Annotated in this window: 14 protein-coding genes and 2 pseudogenes; 10 read left to right on the top strand and 6 right to left on the bottom strand. The window is 70.3% G+C overall.

Translation table 11 applies throughout. The annotated features are described in order from the left end of the window. Nucleotides 1–107: 107 nt before the first annotated feature. Nucleotides 108–248 (top strand): annotated as a pseudogene (locus ACZ45E_RS26495) (universal stress protein); the annotation flags it as partial. 14 nt (nt 249–262) lie between these two features. Next, complete coding sequence (locus ACZ45E_RS26490) at nt 263–1,015, top strand: HAD family hydrolase (protein ID WP_468225113.1); 753 nt, start codon at nt 263–265, stop codon at nt 1,013–1,015. Nucleotides 1,016–1,202: 187 nt separating this feature from the next. Here the strand turns inward: ACZ45E_RS26490 and ACZ45E_RS26485 are convergent, their stop codons facing one another. The 5 genes from ACZ45E_RS26485 to ACZ45E_RS26465 all read right to left on the bottom strand — a co-directional run bounded on the left by ACZ45E_RS26485 (nt 1,203) and on the right by ACZ45E_RS26465 (nt 7,292). Further along, nucleotides 1,203–1,715, bottom strand: coding sequence for a flavodoxin domain-containing protein (locus ACZ45E_RS26485; protein WP_468224843.1), 513 nt, complete (start codon nt 1,713–1,715; stop codon nt 1,203–1,205). 41 nt (nt 1,716–1,756) lie between these two features. Beyond that, on the bottom strand, nt 1,757–2,689 hold the full coding sequence (locus ACZ45E_RS26480; RefSeq protein WP_468224841.1) for a universal stress protein: 933 nt from the start codon (nt 2,687–2,689) through the stop codon (nt 1,757–1,759). Nucleotides 2,690–2,866: 177 nt separating this feature from the next. Next, entirely contained in the window at nt 2,867–3,493 is a 627-nt protein-coding gene (locus ACZ45E_RS26475; protein WP_468224838.1) for a hypothetical protein, read from the bottom strand. A gap of 163 nt (nt 3,494–3,656) precedes the next feature. Next, a complete protein-coding gene (ppdK, locus tag ACZ45E_RS26470; RefSeq protein ID WP_468224835.1) occupies nt 3,657–6,347 on the bottom strand; it encodes a pyruvate, phosphate dikinase in 2,691 nt (896 codons plus the stop codon). Between the two features lie 42 nt (nt 6,348–6,389). Then, on the bottom strand, nt 6,390–7,292 hold the full coding sequence (locus tag ACZ45E_RS26465) for a universal stress protein (protein ID WP_468224833.1): 903 nt from the start codon (nt 7,290–7,292) through the stop codon (nt 6,390–6,392). 180 nt (nt 7,293–7,472) lie between these two features. Between ACZ45E_RS26465 and ACZ45E_RS26460 the strand changes: the two are divergent. The 7 genes and pseudogenes from ACZ45E_RS26460 to ACZ45E_RS26430 form a co-directional block, all read left to right on the top strand. Continuing rightward, a pseudogene (locus ACZ45E_RS26460) lies at nt 7,473–7,604 on the top strand (universal stress protein); the annotation flags it as partial. 63 nt (nt 7,605–7,667) lie between these two features. Next, entirely contained in the window at nt 7,668–8,129 is a 462-nt protein-coding gene (locus ACZ45E_RS26455; RefSeq protein ID WP_468225111.1) for a universal stress protein, read from the top strand. Between the two features lie 159 nt (nt 8,130–8,288). Then, entirely contained in the window at nt 8,289–10,964 is a 2,676-nt protein-coding gene (locus tag ACZ45E_RS26450; RefSeq protein WP_468224830.1) for a bifunctional acetate--CoA ligase family protein/GNAT family N-acetyltransferase, read from the top strand. A 43-nt stretch (nt 10,965–11,007) separates the two neighbouring features. Next, on the top strand, nt 11,008–11,733 hold the full coding sequence (locus tag ACZ45E_RS26445) for a CBS domain-containing protein (protein WP_468224828.1): 726 nt from the start codon (nt 11,008–11,010) through the stop codon (nt 11,731–11,733). Nucleotides 11,734–11,797: 64 nt separating this feature from the next. Next, a complete protein-coding gene (locus ACZ45E_RS26440) occupies nt 11,798–12,322 on the top strand; it encodes a universal stress protein (RefSeq protein ID WP_468224825.1) in 525 nt (174 codons plus the stop codon). Between the two features lie 13 nt (nt 12,323–12,335). Next, entirely contained in the window at nt 12,336–12,842 is a 507-nt protein-coding gene (locus ACZ45E_RS26435; RefSeq protein ID WP_468224822.1) for a flavodoxin domain-containing protein, read from the top strand. Between the two features lie 244 nt (nt 12,843–13,086). Next, complete coding sequence (locus ACZ45E_RS26430; RefSeq protein WP_468224819.1) at nt 13,087–13,545, top strand: Crp/Fnr family transcriptional regulator; 459 nt, start codon at nt 13,087–13,089, stop codon at nt 13,543–13,545. Between the two features lie 70 nt (nt 13,546–13,615). On the opposite strand, the gene ACZ45E_RS26425 is transcribed toward ACZ45E_RS26430, so the two are convergent. Further along, nucleotides 13,616–14,179, bottom strand: a complete 564-nt coding sequence (locus tag ACZ45E_RS26425) for an Rv1733c family protein (protein WP_468225109.1) — start codon at nt 14,177–14,179, stop codon at nt 13,616–13,618. A gap of 257 nt (nt 14,180–14,436) precedes the next feature. Here ACZ45E_RS26425 and ACZ45E_RS26420 point away from each other — a divergent pair, with 257 nt between their 5' ends. Then, complete coding sequence (locus ACZ45E_RS26420) at nt 14,437–15,126, top strand: response regulator (protein WP_468224817.1); 690 nt, start codon at nt 14,437–14,439, stop codon at nt 15,124–15,126. The last annotated feature ends 72 nt before the right edge of the window (nt 15,127–15,198 follow it).

Raw genomic sequence — 15,198 nt, 5'->3', positions numbered from 1 at the left:
GGGCCGGACCGGCTCTGCCACCCGGCGGTGGATCGGTGAGACGGTGGAGGCGAGGAACCAGGTATGTTGCTCGCCGTCGGCAGCGCTGCTTTCGGCACCTCGGCGGTTCGGCCACCGTCGACCTCCTCGTGGTGGGTGCCCGGCGACGGCACGGCCACTTCGGTCTCCAGCTCGGCACTGTCGCCCACACCGTGCTGCATCATCACGCGGGCTGTCCGGTCGCCGTTGTTCCCCACCACGGATCATGAACCGTTCGGAGGGCATGATGTCCCAAGAGATCGCAGGCCTCTTGAGCACAGTACGCGCCGTCGTCCTCGACACCGACGGAGTCATCACCGACTCCGCGCGGCTGCACGCATCGGCGTGGAAGACCGCCTTCGACGCCTTCCTTCTCAAGTGCCCTCCCCCCGCCCCCGAGCAGCGCGGGCCCTTCGACACGGCCGTCGACTATCCGCTGTACGTCGACGGGAAGTCGCGGATCGACGGAGCCACCGCGTTCCTTGCCTCCCGAGGGTTGCGCCCCGGCCCGGAAGCGGTCGAAGCCGTGGCCGTCGCGAAGGACCAGCACTACACGGAGCGGCTGCGAGACGGTCCGGCGGTCCTGGCCTATCCCGGGACGGTGCGGTTGCTCCATGTGTTGCAGAACCGCGGCGTGCTGCTCGCTGCCGCGTCCGCGTCGAGGCACGCCCATGAGCTCCTGGAGCACGCCGGAGTCCTTCCCGTGTTCGCGGCGGTCGTCGACGGAACAGAAGTGGCACGCCTGGGCCTGCCGGGCAAACCGGCACCAGACCTGTTCCTCGAAGCGGTCCGCAGGCTCAAGGTGGAACCCGGTCAGGCCGCTGTCGTCGAAGACGCCCTGGCCGGCGTAGAGGCCGGCAAGGTCGGAGGATTCGGGCTCGTCATCGGAGTGGACCGTACCCCCGCCCGTGAGCGAACCGACGCACTGCTCTCCCACGGCGCTGACGTGGTGGTCGGGGACCTCGGTGAACTGGTGGCAGCAGGAGGCGCCTCGTAGACGCGTTCACCGGGAGACACAAAGGCGCGCGCCCGGCAAGGACCGGTTCGCGGGAGACCCCTGCGCACCCGCGGTCCGGAGAACCTGAGGACTGACCTTGCCAGGCGCCATGCCCACGTCCGCACGCGCACAGCGCTTCTCCTTCGTCGTGGTGCCCTCCGGGGCAGGCGGGCACCACGGTCATCGGTCAGCCGACGTGGCCGAGTTCGCCGACCAGCTGGTCGGCGACGTGGGCCGCCCACTTCTCGATCGCAGGGAAGTCCCGGTAGTCCCCGCCTTTGCCCGAGCGAAGGATCATGCGTGCTCCCCAACTCGATGCGCCGGACTCCAGGCATCCACCGAAGGTGACGTGCTCGCGGGCGCCGAGGCCGTCCACGACGCGCTGGACGGCCGGCGTCGGCGGGATGCTCCGCTCCGACGCCGTGGTGTCGAGCGGGCCGCTGCTGAAGATCCACAAGGGCCGCTCGGCCAGAGCCCGGTGGTGACGGCGAGCGAACCGGCGGGCGTCCCTCTTCCATCGACCGGCGTACAGTCCGCTGCCGAGCACCACCGCGTCGTACGGCGAGACGTGGGCCACGAATCGTGCCAGTCGCGGTTCAGCCTGCAGTCCTGCCTTGCGGAGCACATCGGCGATGGCACCGGCTATCTGCGCTGTGGCGCCGTTACCGGTCCCGTAAGCGACCAGAACCCTTTTCTCCATGGTGTTCGACCTCCCTGATCGGACGGTGATGTTCACTGTCTTCACGACCGAGCTTCCTCGGCGGCGTCCGGACCGTGTGCCACGACTGCCACCGGCGTCGCGGCGTGGTGGAGAACGGCATGCGCGACGGACCCGATGTGGGTGCCGAACGGGCTGCGCCGCACCCGTCGGCCGACCACCATCAGGGATCCCTCGTCGGCCATGCCCGCCAGTCGGAGGGCGGGGCTGTCGTAGTGGGAATCCTCCATGACATCGACCGCGGGAAACTTCTGCCGCCATGGGCGCAGGATCTCGGCGAGTTCAGCGGCCTTCTGACGGGCGATATCGGCGTTCAGGGCCGGGTCCGCGGGCAGTCCGTAGATGTAGTACGGAGCCACGTCCCAGCAGTGAACCGCCCTCAACGCGGTTCGACGGCGTGCGGCTTGCTCGAAGGCGAACGAGATCACCGTGGCGTCGGTGCTCTCGGTGTCGAGGCCGAGGATGACGGGACGGAATTCGGTCGCCGCGGAGGGTATTCCAGCGATGTCCATGATGTGCTCGTCCGCGGCCTGTTCACCGGCCCGGACCAGCACGACGGGTGTCTGGATATGGGCGATGACGGACAGACCCACGGAGCCGACCGCGTAGCCGGCGATCCGGCCCAGGCCCCGTGTGCCGAGAACCAGTACGTCCGAGTCGGCCGCGGTCGCCACCAGCGCTTCGGCCGGCACACCCGTCAGCTGTTCGGTGACGACGGAGATGCCGCGGTGACGCAGCCGTAGCCCTTCGGCCGTCTCACGGAGGATGCGCTGCGACCGGTGGGCCTGCATGTCGGCGCTCGGCAAGGGCGCCTGGGCAATGGGGTCCGCGACGGGCTGCCAGACGTGAACGAGTCTGAGCGGCAAGCCGCGCATCTTCGCCTCACGGGCCGCCCACTCGCCCGCGGCCTGGCTCTCGGTCGATCCGTCAAGACCCACGGTGATGGTGCGGGACATGATTGTCGCCTCCCAAGTGGCGTCGCTTGCGGCATGTGAAGTCCCGGGCCCTGCCGAGCAGGGCTCCTGAGCTCGATCAGGCCCTATGGCCCCGCCGGGGACGGGGCCGAGAACTCGGGGCGGCCGACGGTCCCCCCGGTGCGGCCGTCCGGCATGGGAGCGCCATACCGTGCGAGGTCACCGCAGCCACGAGTGGTCGCGTACGAGGGGCAGTTGGGCCCACGGGCGTCCCAGTCCGAAGGCGTTGCCGGCGGCGGCCAATGCCAGCGCGATCAGGACGACGGCGTAGATCACGTGGTAGTCGACGAACGGGTTCGTCGACATGCTCGGGGAACCGTCCGCGAGGTGCTTGGCCGGCGGCCATTCGGCCAGCCACATGAACGCCATCATCACCGTGCCGGCGACAGCGGCCAGTCGCAGTGCGATGCCGCCGATCAGGGCGAGCCCGATGGCCAGAAGTCCGAGCATGAACAGCCAGTCGGCCCAGGGGTCACCGGCCCAGGAGTGGAACGTGGACTGCATCGGCCCGGCGGCGACGCCGCTCAGGAAGCCCTGGGTCGGCGAGCCGCCATCCACCCAGTTCCTGCCCGAAGGGGTGGCATAACCGAAGCCGAACGTCTTGTCGAGGAATGCCCAGAGGAAGACGAAGCCTGTCAGGAGGCGCAGGCTTCCGAACGCATAGGCCTGCGCGGTGTGCCTGTCGGTGCGCGCCGACGCCGCGGTGTCGCGGGTGGGAGCCGCCTGCCTCCGGTGGCCCGGCAGGTGGAAGCCCCCGCTTCGGTGTGAGTGCTCATGCACGGCCATGACGTTGATCCCTTCAAAAGCAGTCGGACGATGTCCTGACACCACTGACTCTGCCGCCGTCGGCCTGTCGGGGCGTGCATCCGAAGGGGTGGCGATGAGGGACGAACAGGCCCTGTCGGGAGCCCTGTTGGCCCTTGGACGGTCCCTGGTGTGCCCACCGGCGTCAGTCACATCGACTGTCGCTCGCTCCGGTCGGGCCGAGTGCGGCCCGGCCGGCTTCGAGCCGCGCGACCGGTATCCGGAACGGTGAGCAGGAGACGTAGTCGAGGCCGGCTCGGTGGAAGAAGTGGACGGAGGCGGGGTCGCCGCCGTGTTCACCGCACACGCCGGTGGTGAGTTGCGGGTTCGTGTCCCGTCCGGCCTTCATCGCGCGGAGCACCAGCTCGCCTACGCCCTCTTCGTCGATGCTCTCGAAGGGGGAGACCGGGAAGATGTCGCGGTCCAGGTAGAGCGGGAAGAAGGACGCCTCCGCGTCGTCGCGCGACATGCCCCAGACCGTCTGGGTGAGGTCGTTGGTGCCGAAGGAGAAGAAGTCGGCCGAGCCTGCGATGTGCCCGGCCGTCAGAGCGGCGCGAGGCAGTTCGATCATCGTGCCGATCGGACAGTCGATGCGGTGACCCGTCTCCCTGGACACGTCGGCCAGGACTTGCTCCACCTCGGCACGTGCCAGGCGGAGTTCGGCCGCTGAGGCCACCAGAGGGATCATGATCTCGGCGAGCGGGTTGCCGCCGTCGCGCAGCCGGTGAGCCACTGCCTCGGCGATCGCTCGGGTCTGCATCCCCATCAGGCCGGGCACCGCCAGGCCCAGGCGGACGCCGCGGAGGCCGAGCATGGGGTTCTGTTCGTGCAGCCTCCGCACGGCTTCGAGGAGTTCGGCTTCGCGCGGATCCGGTTGTTCGTCGGTCGCCACCCGGACGGACAGGTCGGTCAGGTCGGGCAGGAACTCGTGCAGCGGCGGGTCGAGCAGGCGGATGGTGACCGGCAGGCCGTCCATGGCTTGCAGGATGCCGGTGAAGTCGAGCCGTTGCAGGGGCAACAGCGCCGCCAGGGCCTTTCGGCGGGCTGTCTTGTCATGCGCGAGGATCATGTCCTCGACCAGGACGCGGCGCTCCCCCAGGAACATGTGCTCGGTGCGGCACAGTCCGATCCCCCGGGCACCGAGCCGCCGGGCGAGTTCGGCGTCGGCCGGGGTGTCGGCGTTGGCCCGTACCTCCAGGCGGGCCACTTCGTCGGCATGGCTCAGGGCACGCTGCACCGCGTCGCTCAACGTGCCGGTGCGGGCGCCTGTCTCGAGGGAGCGGCGGACTTCCGAGTCGACCAGGGGCAGCGCTCCGAGATGCACGGTGCCTGCCGTGCCGTCGACGGAGACGGTGTCCCCCTCGTGCACCACCACTCCGGAGGGGGTGGTGAGACGACGGGCGGCGATGTCGACGGTCAGCGCGTCCGCGCCGCAGACGCATACTTTGCCCATACCGCGGGCCACTACGGCGGCATGGCTGGTCTTGCCTCCGCGGCTGGTGAGTACAGCCTCCGCGGCGATCATGCCCGGCAGGTCCTCAGGCGTGGTCTCCCGGCGTACGAGGACGACGTGCTCACCTGTCCGGGCACGCTGTACGGCGGTGTGCGAGTCGAAGACGACCACGCCCACGGCGGCGCCGGGAGACGCGGGCACACCGGTGGCGAGTGGCGTGTCGGACGGGCGGCGGGCGAAGCGGGGGAACATCAGATGGTTCAGGGACGCTCCGTCGACGCGCGCCAGCGCCTCGTCCTCGCTGATGGCGCGCTCGTCCACCAGGTCGTACGCGGTGTGGAAGGCCGCCTCGGCGGTCCGTTTACCGACACGCGTCTGCAGGATCCACAGCTTGCCGTGCTCGACGGTGAACTCGACGTCGCACAAGTCGCGGTAGTTCCGTTCCAACGTGGCGAGGTGTCGGGCGAGTTCGGCGTACACGCCGGGGCGGACCGACTTCAGGGCGTCGAGGGTCAGCGCGTCGCGCACTCCGGATACGACATCCTCGCCCTGCGCGTCGGGAAGGTAGTCCCCGTACAGGCTGTGTGCGCCGGTGGCGGGATCACGGGTGAAGGCGACTCCGGTGCCGGAATCCGCGCCGAGGTTGCCGAACACCATGGCCTGGACGGTGACGGCGGTGCCGAGGTCGTCGGGGATGTGCTCACGCGAGCGGTAGAGGCGGGCGCGTTCGCTGTTCCAGGAGCCGAAGACGGCGCGGATGGCCAGCTGGAGTTGCTCGACCGGGTCCTGGGGAAAGTCCGTGCCGCTTTCCTGCCGAATGAGTGACTTGAACTCCGCGACGAGCAGCCGGAGTTGTCGCGCGTCCAGCTCGCTGTCACCTTTGAGGCCGTGCGCCTCCTTACGGGCTGCGATGCGGTCCTCGAAGAACGTGGCCTCGACGTTCATCACGGTGTGCCCGAACATCTGGAGCAGCCGACGATAGGAGTCCCAGGCGAATCGCTCCTGTCCTGTGGCGCGGGACAGGCCCTCCACGGAGTCGTCGCCCAGTCCTATGTCGAGGATCGTCTCCATCATTCCGGGCATGGAGAACCTCCCCCCAGAGCGCACGGACACGAGCAGGGGATTCGCGGCGGCTCCCACGGTCCGTCCCACTTCCCGTTCCAGGGCCGCGAGGTGCCGAGCCACTTCTAAGCCCAGTTCCGGCGGCTCCTCGCCGGTCGTGAGGTAGGAGCGGCACGCTTCGGTGGTGACCGTGAAGCCTGGCGGCACAGGCAGACCGAGCCGGACCATCTCCGCCAGGCCCGCGCCCTTGCCTCCGAGCAGGTCAGCCAGGTCGCGGCTGCCGTCGGCGAACGCGTACACATACTGCTTCGGCGTGCTCATGACGAGCCCTTCTCGGGTTGCGGAGCGCGGTTCGGGTCGGTGTCAGGGGTGCGGAACGACGGCGACGGGGCAGCGGGCCTGGTGGATCACCGCCTGCGTGACGGGGCCGGTGCGGTGGCTCGAGCGGTGGTCCTCGCGTGTACGTCGCCCGACCACGACGAGACCCGCCCGTTCGGCCGCGGCGAGCAACGGACCGGCCGACCGTCCTTCGATGACCGTTCCTGCCACCTCGATACCGGGGAACTTGCCGCGCCACGACTGCAGCACGGCTTCCTGCACGCCTCGCCACTCCTCCTCGCGTCGGGGCCCTTCGGCGAGGCCCAGCTCTCCCGGCCCCAGCGAGTAGAAGGCCGGCTTCCGCCACATGGATACGACGTGCAGGCGCGCGCCGCGCACCCCGGCCGTGGTGAAGGCGAACTCGAGTACGTCGTCACAGGGGTCGTCGAGGTCGAGGCCCAGCACCACCTCGGGGCGTGGTGCGCCCGGCGGTGCCTCGCCGTCCCCGGAATCGGGCCCCCCGGCACGGACAAGGACGACCGGCACGGGCGCCTTGGCCGACACGCTCTGCGCCACGGACCCCACGACGACACCGGTGACGGCGCTGAGGCCGCGCGAGCCGAGGACGAGCAGTTCGGCCTCGTCGGCGACTCTGATCAATACAGGTGAGGCAGCGCCCTCGATCGGGTCGGCCGTCAACCGTACGGTCGGGCAGGCGGAGCGTACACGGGCCTCCGCGTTGTCCAGCGTCGCTCGGGCCCGCACACGCTGCGCCGCGCCGACGGTCGTGACACCGATCGGCACATCGGAGGGGGGATGCGGACTCCAGTTCCAGGCGTGCACGAGCCGCAGCGGCAGATCACGCAGGACTGACTCCTGGGCTGCCCATGCGGCGGCGGCAAGGCTCTCGGGAGATTCGTCGACTCCCACGACGATTGGTCGCGGCATGATGTGCCACCCTTCCGTGAGGTCTGTCTCTACGTCTGACCTCATCGTTTCGCTGCGTGCAGGACCCAAGGAGGGGCCGCCGGTCCCCCGCACAGGCCCGTCCGGCCCCTGTTCGCCGGAGTGCCTGCCGCCGCGGACTCTCGGATCGGGTGGGGTGCCCGACACGGGAGGTGAAGCGGGATGAGCCGCGCGATGGCGGTCGGGATCGACGGGTCGGCGCGGAGCGCAGCCGCGGTCGACTGGGCGGCGCGGGAGGCACAGCTTCGCGGACTGCCTTTGCAGCTGGCGCACGTGTCCCCGGTGGGAGGCCGTCCTGCGGCTGCGCGTATTCGTGCGCAGTTCACGGCCCGTCGCGATGTCCCAGCTGATGGCAGCGTGCTCCTCGGCGCCGTCGTGCCCGAGCTGCTCTCCCTCGGCGCGGACTGCGAGTTGATGGTGATAGGCGTGCGCGGGGCCGGTGGATACGCAGGGCTGCGTCTTGGGTCCGTGGCACTCGGGCTCGCCGTACGGAGCCCCGGTCCGGTGGCGCTCGTGCCCTTACCTCCGGCGCGCCGCGTCCCGCGGCGCCGCCCCGCCAAGGTGACCGTGGGGATCGACGCCCGCGATCCGGCCGGCGCCGCTCTCGACCTCGCGCTGCACGCCGCATGGCTGCGCGGAGCGGGCCTGCACGCACTCCACGCCTGGAGGTGCCCGCCCTCTCCCGTGCGGTCACTTCCCCTCGCTGTCGCGAAGAGGGACCGTGCGTTGTGGGAGGACCAGGAGGTGCAAGCGCTGTCCGATGCGCTGCGGCCCTGGCGCGAGAAGTATCCCGAGGTACACGTGGTCCCGACCACGTGACGGACGAGCCGGGTGAACCCCTCCCCAGCCCAAAGGGAGCTTCCTGGAGGCCACTTGGGCCATACCGCTGCCCCAGGCAGCCTCTGGGGGTGCCGACGTCGACGCCGGAAGCTGGAGGCGACCCCGGACGAAGGCGACGAAGGTGACGAAGGAACCGTGATGGCCGAGATCAGGGAAGCACCGGTGTACGCACTGCTCGCCGACGGCACGACCGTACGGATCCGGAGTGCGGACCCGGATGACCAGGACGCCGTGCGGCACTTCTACGAGAAGATGTCGTCGGACAATCTGCGGTTGCGCTTCTACTCCGCCGGCCGCGCCGGTGCCCGGGGGGCCGGCGAACGTGTGGCCCGCCGGACCTGCCCGGGATACCGGGCCCTGGCCATCGAGCACGACGGCTCCCTTGTCGGCCTGGCCGAGTACGAGGCGCTGGCGGACACCACCGCGGCCGAGGTCTCGCTGGCCGTCGACGACGCCTGGCACCACCGCGGTGTGGGCACGCTGCTCCTGGAGCATCTGGCGGACGCCGCCCGCACCGCGGGCATCACCGAATTCACGGCGGACGCACTCGCCGAGAACCATGAGGTCCTCAAGGTCTTCACCGACCTCGGTCTGCACGTCGGCCGCCACCGGGATGGCCCCGAAGTCCACTGCACGGTCTCACTGGCCACGGGTGAGGACTACTTCGACGCGGTCGACGCCCGGGCGGGCATCGCTGATGTGGCGAGTCTGCGCCCCCTGCTGCGGCCTCGGTCGGTCGTCGTCGTCGGAGCGGGCCGTAAGCCCGGCTCCGTCGGGCGGGCCGTGCTGCGCAACTTGCGCACCGGTTCTTTCACCGGGCGCCTGCTCGCCGTGCACCCCGAGTCGCTGACCGTCCTGGGCATCCGCGCCTGTCGCACGATCTCGGCCCTGCCGTTGGTGCCGGACCTTGCCGTGATCGCCGTACCGGCACCCGCCGTCCCCCAGGTCGCCGAGGAGTGCGGCACGTTCGGCGTACGGGCCTTGTGCGTCGTATCCGCCGGGATCGACGTCAAGGCCGCAGCCGCGCTGATGGACTCCTGCCGACGCCACGGAATGCGGTTGACAGGACCCAACTGCCTCGGCCTCGCCAACACCGAGCCCGGCGTCGGCCTCGACGCCACCTTCGCCGCGCGGCACCCCGGACCCGGCAGTGCGGGTGTCGCCGTGCAGTCCGGAGGCGTCGGGATCGCCCTGCTCGACGGAGTGCACCGGCTGGGCATCGGTGTCTCCACCTTCGTGTCGCTCGGCGACAAGTACGACATCAGCGGCAATGACATGCTCCAGTGGTGGGAGAGCGATCAGCGCACGAGGCTGGCTCTGCTGCACCTGGAGTCGTTCGGCAATCCGCGCGCCTTCTCCCGCACCGCCCGTCGCGTGGCGCGCACCATGCCCGTCCTCACCGTGGACGCCGGGCGCTCCACCGCGGGGCGGCGGGCCGCCGCCTCGCACACCGCGGCCGCCGCGACCCGCACGATGACCCGGCAGGCTCTGTTCACCCAGGCGGGAGTGACGGCCACACGTACCATCGGTGAACTGCTCGACACCGCGGCCCTGTTGCACTCGCAGCCGCTCCCCACCGGCTCGAAGGTCGCGATCGTCAGCAACGCGGGCGGCGCCGCCGTACTGGCCGCCGACGCCTGCGAGGAAGCCGGACTGACCGTACCCGAACTCGGCATGAACCTGATCGACGAGCTGCTCTCAGGTCTACCGGACGGAGCGAGCGCCACCAATCCGGTGGACACCACACCCGTGGTGGATGAGCAGCAACTCGGCGCCACCATCGAGCGGTTGGCCGCACACGGCGCGGTCGACGCCGTCCTGGTCCTCCTCGTCCCCACCGCGGTGGCCACGGCGACCGGCGACGACCTGCCGCGCGTCCTCACCCGCGTCGCCGCCCGACTGCCGCGGCCGGTCGTGGCGGTGCTGCCGGCGCAAGCGGCCCGCGTCGAACTGCTCCGCGGCACCGTGCCCGCGTACAGCGAAGCGCGGGACGCCGCCCACGCACTCGCCCACGCCGCCTCCCGGGCCCAGTGGCTCGCCCGCCAGCCGGATACCTCTCCGAAACTCACCGGCATCGACACGCAGGCAGCGCGCACGATCGTCGACGCGTTCGTGGCCGACCACCCGGACGGCGGCTGGCTCGATCCACGGACGACCGCCGCCCTGCTCGCCCACTACCGCATCCCCCAGATCCCATGGGCGTGGGCTCGCGACGAGGACGAAGCGGTCGCGGCGGCCGAGCGCCTCGCAGGCCCCGACGGGCGCGTCGTGATGAAGGCCCATTGGCCCGGCCTGCTCCACAAGAGCAAGCAGCACGCCCTCCACCTCGACCTCCATGGCGCCCGGCAAGTCCGCTCCGCCCACCGCGACTTGGAGCTGCGCTTCGGCGACCTGATGGCCGGCGTCGTGATCCAGCCCCTTGCGGACCGCGGCACCGAGCTCTTCGCCGGGATCGTGCAGGACGAGGTCTTCGGACCGCTGATCGTCTTCGGCGCCGGCGGTACGGCGACGGAACTCCTCGCCGACCACGCGGCCCGGCTGGCCCCGCTCGGCGACCGCGACGTGCACGATCTGATCATTGCGCCACGGTGCGCGCCTCTTCTCTTCGGCTACGCCGGTGCGCCGACGGCCGACCTCGACGGCCTGGAGCTGCTCCTGCACCGGCTGTCCCGCATGGCCTGCGACCTGCCGCAGGTGGTCGACGCCGACCTCGATCCGGTCCTGTCCGGCCCGCGCGGTATCGCCGCACTCGACGTCCGTATCCGCGTCGAACCTCGCCAGGCCCACGACCCCTACCTGCGCCGACTGCGCTGACCAACAGCGCGCCTCGCGCTCCGTACGACCGAGGAGGGACCTCATGAAGCACCTCAGGACCGGCGACGTGATGGTCGACGAAGTGGTCGTCGCCCACTACGCGACCCCCTTCAAGGAGGTGGCCGGGCTCCTCGCGGAGCACCGCATCAGCGGACTCCCGGTCACCGACGAGGACGACAGGGTCATCGGCGTCCTCTCGGAAACGGACCTGATGCTCCACCAGGCCGAGCGACGCGAGCCCGGCACCCGTCTTTCCAGGTGGAGTCGGCTGAGCCGGGCCCGCCGCAAAGCCGCCGTCAGGGCAGAGGCGCGTACGGCGGGTGCTCTGATGTCCACTCCCGCCATCACGGTGCGCGCGGAATCGACCGTCTCCGAGGCGGCACGCACGATGGCCGAACACCGGGTGGAGCGTCTGCCCGTGGTGGACGCGGAGGGCAGGCTCGTCGGGATCGTGACCCGCGGCGACCTCCTCAAGGTGTTCCTCCGGCCCGACGCGGAGATCCGCCGCAGTGTGATCGACGAAGTACTGGTGCGCACCTTGTGGCTCGCTCCCCGGCTCGTCTCGGTGGACGTGCACGAAGGCATCGTCACGCTCGACGGGCAACTGGAGCGGCTCAGCGAGATAGCCATCGCGACCCGCATGACGAGCCGTATGGACGGCGTCGTCGGTGTCGTCGACAAATTGACCTACCGTCTGGACGACTCCCATCTGCGCCCCGACGAGCAGGCCCTGCACGGCATCACGGAGGACTGGATCCACCGGGGCTGACGTGCCCCGGTCCACCGCCCGTCGCACAATCCCGCACCACCACGGAATCCGAGGAGGGATCTCGATGACCCACTCCGACTCCGATACGCCCCCGACCCGCCGCATCGTGGTGGGGGTCGACGGTTCCCAGGCATCGGTCGAAGCCCTGCGCTGGGCCGTCGAGCAGGCATCGGACCTGCACGCCACGGTGGTCGCTGTGCACGCATGGGAGCGACCCGGACGTGGTTACGCCCCCTACGCCCCGGCGTCCGGACGTCCGACCGCCGCCGAGGAGCGCGGCCGGGCGGTTCGAACCCTGGCCACGGCGGTCGGGGCGGTCACCGATCGCCACCGGGACGTGCCCGTGCGCACCCTCCTCGCGGAGGGGCCCGCTTCCCGCGTGCTCCTCCGGCAGGCTCAGCACGCCTGCCTTCTCGCTCTGGGGACCAAGGGCCCGCGCAGCTGGGACGTGCCCGCGGTCGGTGAAGTGGGCCGTGCGTGCCTGCGGTACGCCACCGTGCCCGTGATCGCTGTCCCCGTCCCGGCAGCACCTCAGGAGCCGGGGCACACTCGACGCCCGGGCCTGCCTCCCGCATCCGCGAACGTATGAAGGTGGCGCTATCGTGTCGGTACTCATCAGCTATGCGAGCGAACACGGCTCGACCCAGGACGTGGCCGAGCGGATCGCCGCCCGTCTCGCCCTGCGCCGGACATTGATCGAAGTCCTGCCCGTGGGCAAGGCCTTCTCACGGCAGGGCTGCACCGCGATGGTCATCGGCAGTGCCGTGCACAACGGTGCTTGGCTGCCGGCCGCCTCCGCGTTCGTGCGACAGCACCATGACGACCTGACCGACCTGCCCGTCTGGATGTTCAGCGTCGGCTTGACCGGTGCGCTGCCAGGACCTCTGCGGCGCCTGGCCGAACGCACTGAGCAACCAGCCGTCGCCCGGTTGATCGAACTGGCCGGACCGACCGGGTACCGCCGCTTCTCCGGGGTGATCCGCCCCAGCCACCTGGGCCGGCTCGGCCGCGCGGCCTTCAAGAGCTGCGGAGGCCGCTACGGCGACCACCGGGACTGGCATGCGATCGATGCCTGGGCCGACGAGATCGCGGACGCTCTTCCTCAGTGACCTCCGCGGCACGGGCGCCCCAGGAGATCTCCGGGCCGAAGGTCCCTTCCCCGGGGTCGGGCAGCCCATGGCGCGACCGCCTCCACCGAACAAGGGTGGTCTTGAGAGAGCAGCAGCCCGGGGAGGCGCCCATGAGCGACAGCCCTGAGACAGCCGTGCTGGGTTCGGCGGCGGCTCCGCACGACGAGCTCGCGGTCCGCTTGCAAGGTGAGCGTGTACGCGAGGAGCGAGAGGAGACGAAGCAATGACCTCCACCACCAGCCTGCGCATGGCTCTCGCGCAGGAACACCAGGAACGGCTCATGCGCATCGCCCGCGAGGTCAACGTCGACGTGGGCACGCGGCTGTTCGAGGAAGGCAGGCACGCCGACCGCTTCTGGATCGTGCGTACCGGCACCGTCGCCCTCGACATGCACATCCCCGGCAGCAAGGCCGCCGTCATCGAGACCCTCGGGCACGGCGAACTCGTCGGCTGGTCCTGGCTGCTCACGCCGCACACGTGGCAGTTGGGCGCCGAGGCGGCGACCCCGGTGCGCCTGTGGGAGTTCGACGCGACCGCCGTGCGCTCGATGTGCACCACCCACCCGGCGTTCGGACAAGCCCTGTCGGACTGGGTGGGCCACGTCCTCGCCCACCGTCTGCAGTCGGCCCGCACCCGTCTGCTCGATCTGTACGCCCCGCACGGGAGCGGCAGCCCACGATGACGCCCTGGCGGGCGGGTGAACTTTCCCGCGGCTGCCCAAGGAGACGACACTCTCCTCGACACGGAGGCCGTCAGCTGGTCGTCCGGCCCCATTGCGGCCCCGTACGCTCCCAGTCAACGCCCCATGTGGCCAGCCGCCGCCTCATCAGACGCCATCGAGCGAGCTGCCCCAGGCCCAGCACCAGAGCACTCGAGGCGAGGTCGGCTCCGACACCTGCGAGCCCCGCTTCGAAGCGCGCCCGCCCTGCGCCAAGGGGTTCAGCAGCCAGGTCCCCGTCGGCAGTCAGCCACACCTCCACCCTGGCGCCCTTGACCGTACCTGGCTCGACCAGAGCCGATCCCGCGCTCATGGTCCCCCTGTTCGAGACCCACTTCACCTGCGCTCGCACCTTCTCGGCCGCGGTTCCCCGGGAAGTGACGGAACTCCCCGCCGGGGCGTTTCCGCTCAGCGTCGCGCCCACGGGATGCCGTTCCACCCGTTCCCTCGCCGTACGCGCATACGAGGAGGCGGCCGCTGCCGTACCCACGAGCGAGCCTCCCACAAGGACGCCGACCCACATCGCCAGTACCACCCAGGCTTCCACCACGTCGCCGCGGCGTCGCAGCGGATTCGACCTCCAGCGCCACAGCCGCACCTTCTTGCACAACCCTTGCCGACTTGCCTTCACCACGGGACACCCCCTCGCCCGATGCCGAATCGCCGGGCTCTTCGAGGAAGAACGTGCCAGTTCCTCGACAGGGGCGGGAGTAGCCGGCCAGGCACCTTCGAAAGGCGAACAGGCACAACTCCGATGCGAATAAGGGACGTTCAGCCCTTCCGGGCAGCGGCCGGGCGGACGAGGATCGAGAGGGCCCGCGCCCGCTCGAACAGTCGCCCTTGCGAGGAATGAAAATGGCCGACACGGAACGTCAATTCTCCGCGGAACGTCCGATCACGGTCTTCCTTCTCGACGACCACGAGGTGGTTCGACGAGGCCTGGCCGACTTTCTGAGCGCCGAACCCGACATCATCGTGGTCGGCGAGGCAGGCACCGCACGGGAAGCGCTGGTCCGGGCGCCCGCGTTGCGCGCCGATGTCGCCGTCCTCGACGTCCGCCTCCCGGACAGTGACGGCATCACCGTCTGTCGCGAACTCCGCTCGTCCGTCCCGGAGACGTCGTGTCTCATGCTGACGTCCTTCGACGACGAGGACGCGCTCCTCGACGCGATCATGGCAGGTGCCTCGGGCTACGTACTGAAGCAGATCAGGGGAGCGGATCTCGTCTCCGCCGTGCGCGCCGTCGCGGCAGGAGAATCCCTGCTCGACCCGGCCACGACCGCACGGCTCATGCACTCCCTGCGAGCCCCGCAGGAAGCGTCGGTCAAGGAGCCCGCCCATGTCCAAGGCCTGTCGGAGCGGGAGCGGGACATCCTGAACCTGATCGGCGCAGGCCTCACGAACCGCGAGATCGGCAAACGTCTCTATCTGTCGGAGAAGACCGTCAAGAACAACATCTCGCGGCTGCTGACCAAACTGGGTGTACATCGCCGAGTCCAGGCAGCTGTCATCGCCTCCCATCTGCACACGCCCGCCCCCGGCTGACAGTCGTCCGGCCGGCGCGCGATGCCCGCTCGGCCCCGAGCGCGGGCCCAACGGCCCCTGGGGGCAGGGCTC

The sequence above is a fragment of the Streptomyces sp. NPDC030991 genome, from assembly GCF_055571235.1.
The sequence above is the reverse complement of the archived record's forward strand: the minus strand, read 5'-3'. Positions and strand labels throughout refer to the sequence as shown.